At 53.8% G+C, this 13,734-nt stretch carries 14 protein-coding genes; 9 read left to right on the forward strand and 5 right to left on the reverse strand.

Translation table 11 applies throughout. From position 1 onward, the window contains the following. Positions 1–40 precede the first annotated feature (40 nt). A complete protein-coding gene (locus HNV11_RS06495; protein ID WP_171738900.1) occupies positions 41–493 on the forward strand; it encodes a response regulator in 453 nt (150 codons plus the stop codon). A gap of 12 nt (positions 494–505) precedes the next feature. Here the strand turns inward: HNV11_RS06495 and HNV11_RS06500 are convergent, their stop codons facing one another. Continuing rightward, complete coding sequence (locus HNV11_RS06500) at positions 506–3,436, reverse strand: S9 family peptidase (protein ID WP_171738901.1); 2,931 nt, start codon at positions 3,434–3,436, stop codon at positions 506–508. A 178-nt stretch (positions 3,437–3,614) separates the two neighbouring features. Further along, entirely contained in the window at positions 3,615–4,658 is a 1,044-nt protein-coding gene (locus tag HNV11_RS06505; RefSeq protein ID WP_171738902.1) for a glycoside hydrolase family 130 protein, read from the reverse strand. Between the two features lie 234 nt (positions 4,659–4,892). Here HNV11_RS06505 and HNV11_RS06510 point away from each other — a divergent pair, with 234 nt between their 5' ends. Both HNV11_RS06510 and HNV11_RS06515 read left to right on the forward strand, forming a co-directional pair. After that, a complete protein-coding gene (locus tag HNV11_RS06510) occupies positions 4,893–5,156 on the forward strand; it encodes an adhesin (RefSeq protein ID WP_171738903.1) in 264 nt (87 codons plus the stop codon). 83 nt (positions 5,157–5,239) lie between these two features. Then, a complete protein-coding gene (locus HNV11_RS06515; protein WP_171738904.1) occupies positions 5,240–5,425 on the forward strand; it encodes a hypothetical protein in 186 nt (61 codons plus the stop codon). Between the two features lie 58 nt (positions 5,426–5,483). On the opposite strand, the gene HNV11_RS06520 is transcribed toward HNV11_RS06515, so the two are convergent. Both HNV11_RS06520 and HNV11_RS06525 read right to left on the reverse strand, forming a co-directional pair. Further along, complete coding sequence (locus tag HNV11_RS06520; RefSeq protein WP_171738905.1) at positions 5,484–6,737, reverse strand: chorismate-binding protein; 1,254 nt, start codon at positions 6,735–6,737, stop codon at positions 5,484–5,486. 138 nt (positions 6,738–6,875) lie between these two features. Next, positions 6,876–7,295 carry a hotdog fold thioesterase gene (locus HNV11_RS06525; protein ID WP_171738906.1) on the reverse strand — a complete coding sequence of 140 codons (420 nt, stop codon included), beginning with the start codon at positions 7,293–7,295 and terminating at the stop codon, positions 6,876–6,878. A 59-nt stretch (positions 7,296–7,354) separates the two neighbouring features. On the opposite strand from HNV11_RS06525, the gene HNV11_RS06530 reads away from it, so the two are divergent. From HNV11_RS06530 to HNV11_RS06555, 6 genes are all read left to right on the forward strand, one after another. Continuing rightward, positions 7,355–7,990, forward strand: a complete 636-nt coding sequence (locus HNV11_RS06530; protein WP_171742082.1) for a histidine phosphatase family protein — start codon at positions 7,355–7,357, stop codon at positions 7,988–7,990. Positions 7,991–8,139: 149 nt separating this feature from the next. Beyond that, complete coding sequence (locus tag HNV11_RS06535) at positions 8,140–9,207, forward strand: sensor histidine kinase (protein WP_171742083.1); 1,068 nt, start codon at positions 8,140–8,142, stop codon at positions 9,205–9,207. 76 nt (positions 9,208–9,283) lie between these two features. Continuing rightward, positions 9,284–10,018 carry a LytR/AlgR family response regulator transcription factor gene (locus HNV11_RS06540; RefSeq protein WP_171738907.1) on the forward strand — a complete coding sequence of 245 codons (735 nt, stop codon included), beginning with the start codon at positions 9,284–9,286 and terminating at the stop codon, positions 10,016–10,018. 122 nt (positions 10,019–10,140) lie between these two features. Next, positions 10,141–10,938 carry a DUF3298 and DUF4163 domain-containing protein gene (locus HNV11_RS06545; protein WP_171738908.1) on the forward strand — a complete coding sequence of 266 codons (798 nt, stop codon included), beginning with the start codon at positions 10,141–10,143 and terminating at the stop codon, positions 10,936–10,938. A 93-nt stretch (positions 10,939–11,031) separates the two neighbouring features. Further along, the gene (locus HNV11_RS06550; RefSeq protein ID WP_171738909.1) at positions 11,032–12,051 is read left to right on the forward strand and encodes a hypothetical protein; all 1,020 of its coding nucleotides are present in this window, start codon (positions 11,032–11,034) and stop codon (positions 12,049–12,051) included. A 75-nt stretch (positions 12,052–12,126) separates the two neighbouring features. Next, positions 12,127–12,420 carry a hypothetical protein gene (locus tag HNV11_RS06555; RefSeq protein WP_171738910.1) on the forward strand — a complete coding sequence of 98 codons (294 nt, stop codon included), beginning with the start codon at positions 12,127–12,129 and terminating at the stop codon, positions 12,418–12,420. Positions 12,421–12,529: 109 nt separating this feature from the next. Here the strand turns inward: HNV11_RS06555 and ald are convergent, their stop codons facing one another. Continuing rightward, on the reverse strand, positions 12,530–13,663 hold the full coding sequence (gene ald, locus HNV11_RS06560) for an alanine dehydrogenase (protein WP_171738911.1): 1,134 nt from the start codon (positions 13,661–13,663) through the stop codon (positions 12,530–12,532). Positions 13,664–13,734 lie beyond the last annotated feature (71 nt).

Consider the following 13,734-nt stretch of genomic DNA (forward strand, 5'->3'; position numbering starts at 1 on the left):
TGGAACAAACGGCTTTTCGACTTGTACGACTGCTAAGCTAATGAATTCTTCTAATCGCACAAATTCATCCCGGGGCCGCATGCTGGTCGTTGAAGACAACCCCGATCATTGGGAGTTGATTCAGGCCGCCAGTCGGGAAGCTATGCCTACCGTTGATGTGATCTGGGCCACAGATGCCAAGCAGGCGCTGGCGTATCTGCAGTCCTGTTTAGCTACTCAATTGCCAAAACTCATGTTGCTGGACCTATATCTGCCGGATGCAGAGCAGTCCTGGCAACTCCTCAAGACGCTTAAACAGCGCGAATCGGCTTACCAGCGGATGCCTGTGGTCGTGTTCAGCTATTCCGATCGGCGGGAAGATATCACCGATTTTTATTCATTTGGCGGGACATCTTATATTATCAAACCAACGAACTACGAGCAGTGGGTAACGTACCTACAAACCGTCTGGCTGTATTGGTGGGATACCGTTACGTTACCCACCACCCGCTAGTTCAGCTGACTATCAATATTTCATTTCGCCCCGGTCTTTTTCTACGGCCGTGCGGCCTTCTTTCATCCAGACTGGCATAGGCGCGTCTTTGAGGTAGTGGTCAAAGAACTGGTATAGCCGGATACTCAGGTCTTTCGCATTATGCCGCTGGGTCAGGTTGTGCCCCTCGCCATTATACACGAGCATCCAGACCGGCTTATTTAGTCGACGTAAGGCCGAGAACAACTCAATCCCCTGATACCAGGGAACCGCCCCATCGGCGTCGTTGTGAGTCATCATCAGGGGCGTCTGCACGCGGTTGGCGTAAAACAGGGGCGAGTTTTCGATATAGTTCATCGGCTTATCCCAGAGCGTACCGCCAATGCGGCTCTGCGTTTTCTCATACTGGAACGCCCGGCTCATCCCTGTTTCCCAGCGAATACCGCCATAGGCCGAGGTCATGTTGGCAACGGGAGCGCCCGCTTCTGCCGCCCGGAATAAATTGGTCCGGGTAATGATATAGGCCGTTTGGTAGCCGCCCCAGCTTTGTCCCTGAATTCCAATCCGGTCCCGGTCAACAAAACCTTTATCAACCAGGCTCAGAACGCCCGGCACCACGCAATCGTAGGCGTTCGGGCCCGGCTGCCCGGTTGTATAAACGATATCAGGTACGAAGACCAGATAGCCGTTCGAAACGCAGTAGGGAATGTTGATTGTCGAGCGGCTTGGAGCTGGAACCCGGTAGTCGTTGAGCGTTTCGGCGTTACGTTCATAGAAATACACCAGCATCGGGTATTTTTTGGCTGGATCAAACCCTTCCGGTTTAAAAAGAAGCCCTTCGAGTTTAGTGCCGTTGGTGCCCATCCAGTTTACCAATTCGACGCTGCCCCAGCGAATACTATCCTGCTGCAAGTTGGCGCGCGTCAACTGAACAGGTTTGGCCAGAGTCGTATCAGTCAGGAAGATATTGGTCGGTTCCTGGAAATTGCCCCGGTGAAACGTCATTGTCGGGGCGTTCCTGGCTTTGGTCAGACCAGCGTATCGGTGGGCGCTGTGACATAATAAGCTGGGTTCCGCTACCGACAGACCGTTTTTGTTTTTTAAAATGCCGGTCGTTTTATTGCTTTCCCAGATGCCCGTCATAAACAGTGCGTCCGCCGGATTGATCGCTTCCTGGTTGCGGCTGCGGGGTGAATCATCGGGCGTGATATCGGCCCGACGAAGCCGAACCTTATTTGTCCGACCCCAGCCAGCGGTCAGATTCAACGGCTTTTCCCGGCCGGTTGGGTCAATCTGCCAGATATCATAGCGGTCATAGATCCAGACGTAGCGGTCGCCAGTTGTCCAGCCAGCGGCTCCGTAGGCACCCGGCAGGTTAGGCGTATCGTGTTCTTCATCAAAGAATTTGCTCGGCAGGCCGCGCGTTAGATCAATGCGTTTGTTGTCGGCGATGGACCAGGCCCGCCAGAGCGAGTCCCGTTCGTCGAACCAATAAGCATATTTACCGCCCGGCGACAGGCCGGGGTCAGAAGCCATGACGTCATTCGCAATCCGTTTCTTCTCACCAGACTGGGCGTCGATCAGGTACAGGTCCGTATGGCCCGGGTCCCAGGAAGCCTGAACCTGATACGGGAGATCGCTCAGGCCAATCAGGTAGCGGGTGCTGACTTTGGGGTCAAAGTTAACCGTTGGAATTTCGCGATTCGCGAGGGGAACCACCCGGTCGGCCACAACGTCGTACACGGTCAGAAAGCCGCGCTCTTTTTCTTCCTTAAGCCGCCGTTGCTGCATAGGCTGCAGACGCGTATCGGTCCAGCTCCAGACGTCTATTTTTACTTTCTCGTCGTCGGGCGTTAGCGTATCTTTTGTCGGCTTGGGCGCAATAGGCGAGGTCGAAAAATACAGCCGCCTACCATCGTCGGCAAATTTGGGTTCGCGGTACTCATTCACCGACCAGCCTTTGGGCAGAGCGGTCGTCAACGTATCGGCAAGCACCCGGTAAGCCGCTGCGGGAGCGGTCGCTTTCCGCTTTCCTTTTGCGGGAGTTGCGGGTGCCAGGTTTTTGTAATACAATGAAAACACCCGAACGTCGGCGCCGGCGCTGTCGGCGGAGGCCATCCACGCCAGTTGCTGACCGGCTTTGTCGACGGCCAGACCTTTATAGATTTTTCGCCGGGAACTCGTATCAATCAACGTCGTCTGCCCGGTGGCCGTGTTGAGCACAAATACACCCGGCACGACAGGACTACCCGTCTTCAGCGAATCATTTGCCGATTCCTTGCTGTAGAAAATAGTCTGTCCGTTATCGGAGATAACGACATTCGAGACGTAACGTATGGTCCGGCGGGTGCCATCGGCCATGTTGAACAGCGTCAAGTCGTCGCCTTTTATTTTCTTCGTCGATTTTCTGGCTACGGTCGTTGTTGAGGATGGGGGAGTCGGATTCAGCGTATCGCCCCGGGGTGTCACTTTTGCTTCACTCAGCAGCTTTGGTGCATTGGCTTCCTGCGTCACGGCCAGCCATGAACCTGCTTCTTTTCCGAGTGTGTAGGCTTTTACGTTTGGTAGCTTTGTTACTGCGCCCGTTCCCAGGTTTAGCACGAGCAGGCTATCCTTAGGCATCTCGTCGGTCTTCTTCTTTTTCAATTTTGCCTTACGCGTGTCGGCAGCGGGGACTTTAAGCCTCATCACTAAAAACTTGCTGTCGGGCGTAAACTGCGCCATGTAGCCGCGCGGAAAGACGTAGCGTTTTGGGTTGCTGCCGGCAGCAACCGCTTCCAGCCGTCCGTCGCCGTCCTGAGGGTCGATCTGATAAGCTACCCAGCGGCCATCGTTTGAGATTTTCTCGTTTCTTACGCTTTGCCAGCGGTCATAATCGGCCGACGTAAGGGGGCGTTTGGTCGTCTGGGCCAGCAGCGGTGCTGAGACAATGAATAAAAAGAACAGATAAGAGAAGCGCATCATGCTAAAAATGGGTTAGCCAATGACGAAAATACTAAAAATTGGAGGCTCTTTGAGTTAACAACCCATTGTTTTGTAAAATCACAAAAAGGCTGCTAATTATTCTGATTTATGTGCCATTTTAGGCGGAAGCTAGGGCGAAGTCACTCCGAAACAGACCAAGACAATGGTCGCTGCCTGCTTAGTTACGCTGAAGTTCGGCAACGCCAACCCCGGAATCTGCTGCGCCATAATAAACCCATACCCGACCGTCGGGCCATTGCACCCAACCGTTAGTAAAAACCACGTTCGGAAAGAAGCCTTCGCGCTCCCAGGGAAGTTCGGGCACGAGCAGGGGGCGGGTAGAGCGGTCCAGAACCTTTGACGGATCCTCTTTATCCAGAAGCGCCAGGGCCAGGGCATAAGCATTGGTTGCATCGGCACCGTGGTAACAGATAAGCCAGCCCTCATCAGTCAGGATTGGCTCGGGGCCTCCGCCAATTTTGCCTCCTTCCCAGATGAAGGCCGGGTCATCGTGGCCCCGCCCTCCAAACAGAAACTTATGGTTTCCCCAGTGAACACCATCAATGGATTCGGCCAGCCAGATGGATGGTTTGCCAATTTCCGAAGCCATTGGCCGGTGTAGCAGCTTATACTTACCGTCGATCTTGGCCGGAAATAAAGCAACATCTTTGTTGGGGGGCGGCAGAATCAGTCCAATCCGGTCAACCGTCTTAAAATCGGTTGTGACAGCCATGCCAACAGCCGGACCCTGTTCAGACACGGCCGTGTAGGCAATCCAGTAGCGACCATCCAGATACGTAATGCGGGCATCTTCGATGCCATACGACTCATCCATCCGGGCGGGAAACAAAAACGGTTTTGTATCCACCACAAAGTGAATACCATCGATACTGCGGGCTAGCCGCAAATGGCTGAGCGAGGTCAGATACTGCCGGCCGCGGAGCGTCACAACGCGCGGGTCATAATCGCCATCCGGCTCATCGAACTGTTTGACGGTTAAGGTTGGAACCCCATCCCGGTTTTCAATTAAAGGGATCTGAATCTTACCCGGCTGGGGTTTAGGCGCTTCGGCCACGCGCAGCAATAAAATAATTTCGTCGCCAAACCGACAGGCCGCCGGGTTAAATGCGCCAAGGACCTCGAAGCCGTCGATGGATGGTTTCACATCCTGCGTGCTCAGAATGGGCTGATCCGACAGGCGCCGGAGCTGATAATTTTGCATTGAGTCGAAAAGTTGTAAGTTTAGGCTGGAGTTAGCTATTCGCAGGCCCATACCTGAATTGGCCCGATAACTCACAAACTTGTAGGAGGGTGACCCGGCTCAATTTCTTAACCTTAAACGCGCCCGGCTGTTAGTACCGTTTACTCAATTAGTCGAAAAACCTGACAACCTTCCACGATAGAGCCGGGTTATGAGGCTACAAAACCTAAAACATAACGTAGACTACTTACTACCATGATTACCCAGCCCCTGTTTGATCAAGATAACGATGTGCTGATGATGAATCCAGATCCGGAAACGGCCGCTCTTGACGATGACGACGATGATTTCGACGGCGGTGCCGATTTTGATGAGCTTGGTTCAGGAGCCACCAGCGGTTATGGCGAAGAGGACATCGACGATATCGACGCTGATGAGGCTGATTTTGATGACGACGATCTAAGCGAAGAGCTGGACGACGACATCAACGACGACCTTGATGACGACAGCATGGAATAAGTGAAGGTCACTGATGCGCCCGGCAGCTTTTGACTGCAACCGCCGGACGTAGCTATTTTTCACCCAGAGTAACCAGATAACCGATGACGCCATCAGAACCATTACAGGACTCAGAAGAAAACCGGGAGGCATCCAACGGCAACAACGGCCCCGACGGAACCGCTCCCGACAGCGAGACGCAATCGTCGGCTGCCAGTGAGGACGGTGGCCGCACGAGCGAAGACGGTTCGCGCGCGCCCAATGATCCGGCCGAGGGTGCTGATTTTTAATGTTCCGGCCATTTGCCTGTTCGCTAGGTAACGCTGAACAGGCAAACCCGCCAATTGCTTAAACTGCCAGACACCGTAACAGGGTCTGGCATTTCATTTCGGTTTCCTGCCATTCGTGCTCCGGGACCGAATCTTCCGTCAGGCCAGCACCGGCATAAAGGGTGGCCACCCGGCCTTCGAGTTTCATGCAGCGAATATGCACAAACAGATTGCTGGCCGCTCCCTCGTTATTGGTATTGATGTTGACGGGTCCCAGAAAGCCACTGTAAAATTCCCGATTATGCGACTCGTGGCTTCTAATGAAATCAAACGCCACATCGCGCGGGGTGCCGCATACGGCCGAGGTCGGGTGCAGTAAGCGGAGCATTACGGTGCCCAACTGCGGGTAATGCACAGCCTGCGTATCGACCGTAAAGCGCGTACCGAGGTGCATCAGATTCCCCGCCACGATGGTTTTCGGGCCTTCTTCCAGATACTCACGCAGCCGTATCTTCTTAAAGCACTCAATGATGTAGCGGCTGACCAGAGCCTGCTCTTCAATCTCTTTCTGCGACCACATCGCTTCGGCGGGACGTTTGAGGGTGCCGTCGGGTAAGTAAGCCGACTGCGTACCCGCCAGCGATGCGGTCTGGAATATGCCCTGCGGATCAACACTCACCAGACGTTCCGGCGTGGCGCTGATCCAGATCTGGCCTTTCTCGGGAACAGAAACCGCCGACACGAAGGCAGTTGGATAGGTCTCACAGAGTTTATCAAACAGCGCAACCGCGTTCGGCGCATCAGTAAACTGCACGCGCTTGATCCGGGAGAGTACTACTTTCCGAAACTCGCCCCGCTGCATGGCCTCAACCGCTTCCGCTACGTTCTGAACGTATTGGATTTCGGCATCAGGGTCCGGCAGCGATACCAGAACCGTTGGGGCCGATTCTGGACTAACCAATCGACCGGCTGCACTGGTCAGTGTTTCCTGAAACAGATCACTTGCCTGGCCGGCGGCATACGTAACCTCAGCGGGACCGTTCTGCGGAACCACCGCATGGACGTCGGCTCGCAGAAATAGCGTTCGGGGGGGCGTATCGGTGCCAAAATCCAGGTTGTCGAATGGACTAAGCGCAAAGCCGGCGGGAAGTTCTTCCAGATCAGCCGGCACGCGGGGCAGTACCTCGTCAAACGAGACAATCAGGTGTTTGTCGTGCTGATTAGGTAATCGCCAGAGCGCGGCCGGAAACCCTAAGGTTCGCGCTGTTTCCCACAAATCAACAGCTGTGGGTTGTTCGGTTATAACGTAGTTGATGACGTGATCAGATTGCATAGCCAATAGCCGACCATCTGCGGGGCGGCTATATTGGTAACAGTTTGGAAAAGAAATTTGTGCGATACCTGGCGTAAGTTCGGGTGTAAACTGAGTTTAAGTGGTTTTGAAGTGCATTCCCGAAGGCTCTAACCTGGCTTACTGATTGGTTATTACCGCAATCGTCAGCCGGCTTACGCAAACTGTGCGGCCCTGTTCGTCGGTGATGCGAATGTCCCAGACGTGGGTTGTCCGACCGACATGAATGGGTGTGCAGCGGCCATACACCCAGCCGTCGCGCACGGCGCGAATGTGGTTGGCGTTGATTTCAACCCCAACGGCCCGTTGTTTGGTGGGGTCATCGAGCATCATAAACGAAGCGACGCTGCCGAGCGATTCGGCCAGAACCACCGACGCTCCCCCGTGCAGAATGCCGAAAGGCTGGTGTGTGCGGCCATCAACCGGCATCCGGGCCGTCAGAAAGCCTTCGCCTGCCTCCGTAAATTCAATACCAAGGTGTTTGACGATGGAGTCAGCGTGCATGAACTGAAGGTTACTTAGGTCGAAGCCGCCTTTCATACTACCGTGATTTTTACGTATTTTTGCACCCGAATACAACGAAAGACAAAGCTACGGGCTTGCAGCAAAAAACCATATACTTAATCCGTCACGGCGAAACCGACTTTAATCGTCGGGGAGTCGTGCAGGGCAGTGGTGTTGACTCTGATCTGAACACCATGGGCCGGGCGCAGGCCATGGCGTTTTTTCAGGCGTATCAGCATGTTGGGTTCGACAAAATCTATATCTCGGGCCTGAAGCGCACCTTCCAGACAGTCGAGCCATTTATTGACCTTGGCATCCCGTTCGAGAAACTTACGGGACTGAATGAGATCAGCTGGGGCGTTATGGAAGGGAAGGTGCCCGGTAATATTGATAACGAATATTACCGCAACCTGATTGAGGCCTGGGCGTCGGGCAATACAGCCGTGCCGACCGATGGGGGCGAAAGTCCCGATCAGGTGGCAGCCCGCCAGAAAACGGCTATCGACGTAATCCTGTCCCATCCCGGCGAAACGACTGTGCTGGTTGCCATGCACGGGCGCGCTATGCGGATTCTGCTTTGCTGGCTAACGAAGCAGCCCCTCTCGGCGATGGATAATTTTGAGCACAGCAATCTCTGCCTGTACAAGCTCTGCTACGACTACGATTCGCAAACATTTACGATTGAACTGGCCAATGATACGGCTCATCTGCTAACCCTGGCGATGGCCTGATTACGGGCTGCGCATCCGGCATCCGCTGATCGCGTCATTCTGGCCTCGTAGCTTGCGAATCCATCCGTTCGTGTAGTTATCCCATCGATTTGCCCCAAAATCCCGTACATTCGTTTATTGCCCTGCAAAGGGTCGTTACTGGAATGGGTATTGAAAAACAGAAAATATACTGGTTTTGTCAGCTCTTTGGCTGGACGCTCCTCATTGCGGTGGAGTACATGGCTTATGTGCTGGAAGATGGATTTGTGGCCGACGCACTGTACCTGGCCATCGCCAATATCTTCCTGGGTATTACGCTGACGCACCTCTATCGCCTGATGATCCGGCGCTGGAACTGGGTTCGGCTGCCGTTTGTGCGGCTGGCTCCCCGGGTGCTGCTGTCCATCTTTGTGCTGGCCCTGATCATGACAATGGTCAACCTGCCTTTCGATCGGCTGATTGTGCCGCAGCACCTGATTGATGAGCCCTGGCCGGTTATCGGGTATCTGCTGAGTTGGGGGAAAACAATGCTGACGTGGGTACTGAGCTATACAGTTTACCATTATCTCGAACAGTCGCGGAACGCGGAGATTGAGAAAATTCTGCTCAAAACCAGCATCCGCGAAACCGAAGCCAAGGTGCTGCGGTCGCAGCTGAATCCTCATTTTGTGTTCAATGCGCTGAACAGCATTCGGGCGCTGGTGTACGAAAATCCTGAGAAGGCGCAGAAAGGCATCACGCAGCTCTCTAACCTGCTTCGTAACTCGCTGCTGGCCGACCGCCGTAAGACTGTTGAGCTACGTGAAGAAATCAAGACGGTCGAGGATTATCTGGCGCTCGAAAAAGTTCGCTATGAAGATCGGCTCAGCTGCAACTTCGAACTGGACGCCCGGACGCTGTTCTGGCAGGTGCCGCCCATGATGCTGCAAACGCTGGTCGAGAATGCCATCAAGCACGGCGTATCGAAGGCCGTTGGGGGCGGGTTTATTGAGGTGAAATCAACGATTGTCGCCGATAAGCTGCATATCATTATCCGAAATACGGGCGTACTGGGCGATAAAGAAGCATCGGGTGGCTTTGGCCTCGCCAACACGGCTCAACGGCTCGAACTGCTGTATGGGCCCGATGCTACGTTCCAGATTTTCCAGGAGGATGATAATATTGTCTGCGCGGATATCACTATTCCTGCTCAGTCGGAGGGTCTGTTCCGGCGGAGTGAAAAAGCAAAAACCAGTTGAGTGCGTGGCTACAGCTCTCCGCGCCGGTTCGCCTGCGTTCCGGACAGGTATCTCCATTCACTCGTAACCAAGTCCCATGAAAACCCTGATCATTGACGACGAACGCCTGGCCCGCAATGAACTGCGTCGGCTGCTCGACAACTTCCCGAAAATCCAGATTGTGGGCGAAGCCGCCAACGCCGACGAAGCTCTCCCGATGATTGATGAACTGGAACCAGACCTGTTGTTCCTGGATATTCAGATGCCGGGCAAAAACGGCTTTGAACTGCTGCAGTCCATCGAAGGCAAAACCCCGGAGGTTATCTTCACGACGGCTTACGACGAATACGCAATCAAAGCGTTTGAGTTCAACGCGCTCGATTACCTGCTCAAACCGGTTGAACTGGCCCGGCTGAGCGAAGCCATCCACCGCGTAGAAGAGGAACAGCATATTCCCGAGCCCGGCGCAACGCCAACCGGACCGGCTACGAAGATTCTGGGCGAAAACGATCAGGTATTCGTCAAGGACGGCGAAAAATGCTGGTTTGTGAAACTAGGGAAAGTCCGGCTGTTTGAGTCAATGGGCAATTACGTCCGGCTATACTTTGACGACCAGAAACCGCTAGTGCTCAAATCCCTGAATGCACTCGAGGACCGGCTGAATCCCGCTACGTTCTTCCGCGCCAATCGCAAGCATATTATTAATCTGCAGTGGATCGAAAAAATTGAGCCCTGGTTCAGCGGGGGCTTACTGGTTACGTTGCGGGGGGGCGATAAAATCGAAATAAGTCGTCGGCAGGCTATTCGGTTTAAAGATTTACTAAGTTTGTAGTATATAGGGAAAGTCGGTTTCTGGATAGAGTTGACAGAAGGTTTTGTCAACCAATATACGTGAATTGGCTCGTCCCTGAGAACTACCGGCAAGCGGTCCCTATAAGCCGCTTGCTTTCCTGCATGAAGTATTTTTTTGCGATCCTCTTTTTCGGTTCAACGTTCTTCTTTTCAGCCTGTAAGCACCGCCCGTCCGGGGCGCCTGCTTTAGACAGGCAACACTATGACTTTACCGGCGCGGGGCGATGCGACACGACCAGCAATAAAGGCGTGAACGTGTCGGTGTCGTCTTTTCTGTTGAAGGAAGATTCAGATGGCGCCCGCCTGATCAACGATAGTCTGCGTCGGCTCAGCGTGGGTAGCATTGTCGACTGGCTCGACAGTGCCACCGTAGCCAGCAACCCCGCGGCCCGCACAGACCTCAATAAAGCCGCTTCCCTTTTCGCGGCCGACTACGAAACCATGCTGAAAGACATGGGCGGGCTGGGCGGCTGCTGGGAACTTAAAACCCAGGCCGATACGGTCTATGCTGCGCCGAAAACGCTGACGGTTAGATTCGAGACGTATGCCTATACCGGTGGCGCACACCCCAACTCAAACATGGCTTATTATACCTTCGACCGCGAGACGGGTCGGGTGTTGACGCTGAACGAGCTGGTATCCGATACAACCGCCCTGCTTACAGTAGTCGAGAAGGCGTTTCGGCAAGAGCAGCAGCTGCTTCCTCAGTATAACCTTGAGGAGCGGGGCTACTTTCTCCGCGATGGGCGGTTCTTTCTGCCCGCTAACATTGGGTTGAGCCGGAAAGGGTTGATCTGTTATTACAATCCGTATGAAATTGCCGCCTATGCACTCGGCCCGATTGAGGTTACGGTTCCTTATGAGCAACTCAACGGCATTCTGCGCGAGGAATGGTTATAGAGAAGGGGGGAGAAGATAGCGTTCGAAAGACATAAGTTTTACGATAAACGCACTCTGTAATCCCTTACATTCGCTTATCGCTCTGTATCGCTTATGTTCTCCCGTTCTTCATTTTTGTTCGATCCGGCCAAAAGCGGCATCTTTTACTTTTTGCTGTTCAGCGCTCTGATTACGGTCGGCTTATCATTCTATGACAGCCTCAATGGGCATTACTCCATCATTGGCAGCGTCGCTTCGTTTCTGGCGTTTTTTGTCGCTTTTCAAAGCTGGAAAGCGGCCAGCGACGCATCGCGGAAGACCGACGAGGCAATCCTGCAGATTCAGGCCATTGCCGCTGAAACCCACCGGCTGGCTCAAACGAGCTACGAGATCGACCAACGTATTCAGATGGCCGTTACTACCATTTCGGATTCAACCCGCGAATTATATCGGGGCTACGGACCAATTCTGAATGAGATAAGCTGTTTTCTGGAGCAGTGCCCTCAAAGCGAATGCCTGTATATTATTTCAGATACGGCCGCGATCGGAAAGTTTCCCGCGCATTACGATCCTGCCCTGCATAGCTCGGCACCCCAGCTCGAAGCCCTCGCCGACCGGCTGCATGAGCTGCTGCTGGAGCGCGTTCGGGATTCGCGCGAATTTTACATCGCGACGCTCAGCGACGATGAGACCTCGACAAACGGCTCCCACACCAATAGTTTGTACCAACACTACCTCCTGCCAATCTGGCAAACACTACACAAGGAGTCATTATCGGAAGACTTCTGGCAGGAGCATCTGGCGCTGCATCAGGCTACAATTCGGCAGGTTCAGGATGCATTCGATTATTACGCTGGTCATCGTGAACAGCGGGAAGCCGGGGTGCCGCCCTGTCATGAATTAACCACCCTGCCGTTTCAGGCGTTTATTCGGGTGGACCTCGAACACCATGAGCCGTTCAAGGCGTTGATTATTTTTGTGGGACAATACAACATGAACCGCATTCAGGATGCCCGCGCTATGATGACGGCCGATCCGGAACTGGTTCGTACGTTTATCAGTATGTTCGAATCCCTAACGGGTCTCGATGTCAACCCAAACTATTTACGACTCCGCGAACAGCTACCGGTGTAAGACACAGTTTGTGAAGAAATCCGGCTGGCAGAAGACCAGTATTGAACGTATCTATTTCATTGTAAGTGAAGTGCCATGACCTTAGACCAATTTAACCAGTCGCTTACCCAGGCTCAGCCGCCAGCCGACGTGCATCCGGTGCTGCAGGCACTCTGGTACGATGCCAACGGCAACTGGGCGCACGCCCACGAAATCGCCCAAAGCCAGGAGGGCAACCAGCCTTATGATCATCTGCACGCTTATCTGCATCGCAAGGAAGGCGACCGCTTCAACGCCAATTACTGGTACCGGCGCGCTGGCGCCACATTTTTCAACGGATCGCTTGACGAAGAGTGGAAGCAACTGGTTCAGAACTACTGTCGGGGTTAAGTAATAGAAGCCGGTTTACCAACCTTTCGTTTCAGAGATCAGACAACAAAAAAAGGCCGCTCCCAGAAGAGAGCGACCTGCGTCTGTCGATGAATATATAATGAGTTAATTACTGCGTCAGTTCTTCTTCCCGCAGCACTTCGCTGACAGGCGTCAGTTCGAGCCCGAACGCATCGGCTACCCCTTTATAAACCACTTTACCGTCCACAACATTCAGGCCCAGTTGCAGGTCCTGGTTGTCGCGGCAGGCCTGCTGCCAGCCTTTGTTGGCCAGTTGCAGGGCGTAAGGTAACGTCGCGTTGGTCAGGGCCAACGTGCTGGTGTAGGGCACCGCACCGGGCATATTTGCTACGCAGTAGTGAACAATGCCATCAATAATGAACGTCGGATTTTCGTGGGTTGTGGGGCTACAAGTTTCAATGCAGCCACCCTGATCAACGGCTACGTCTACCAGAACCGTACCCGGCCGCATCAGCTTCAGCATTTCGCGGGTAATCAGGTGCGGAGCTTTTGCGCCCGGAATCAACACCGCGCCAATGATCAGGTCACAGACTTTAATCATCTCCCGGATGTTGTATTCATTGGACATCATCGTCTGCACGTTCGGAGGCATAATGTCCGACAGATAACGCAGCCGCGGCAGGCTTACGTCCATAATCGTCACGTGCGCGCCTAAGCCGGCCGCCATCTTGGCCGCCTGCGTACCAACAATGCCCCCCCCCAGAACAAGTACATTGGCCGGCTTTACACCCGGCACACCCCCGAGGAGAATCCCCCGGCCTTTCAGGGGTTTTTCGAGGTATTTAGCACCTTCCTGAATCGCCATCCGGCCGGCTACTTCCGACATCGGCACCAGCAGCGGCAGGCTGCGGTCAGGCCGCTCGACGGTTTCATAGGCCAGGCAAACCGCGCCTTTCGCCAGCATGGCCCGCGTCAGCTCTTCCGACGAGGCAAAGTGGAAATAGGTAAACAGCAGTTGATTTTCTTTGATGAGGTCATATTCGCTCGAAATGGGCTCCTTGACCTTCATAATCATTTCAGCAATGCCGTAAACTTCCTGGATAGTTGGAAGCATGATGGCACCGGCCGCAATGTATTCTTCGTCTTCGAAACCGCTGCCCTCGCCGGCGTTAACCTGCACGTAGACGGTATGACCATGCTTCCGTAGTTCGGTAACCCCGGCAGGCGTTAGCGCCACGCGGTTTTCGTTATTTTTTATCTCTTTCGGAACACCAATAACCATGACGTTTCGGGTTGATTAAGTTTGTTGACTTGTGCATACAAAAGTAGAAGGCCAGGACTTATTTTCTGACC

Source organism: Spirosoma taeanense (genome assembly GCF_013127955.1).
GTDB lineage: Bacteria > Bacteroidota > Bacteroidia > Cytophagales > Spirosomataceae > Spirosoma > Spirosoma taeanense.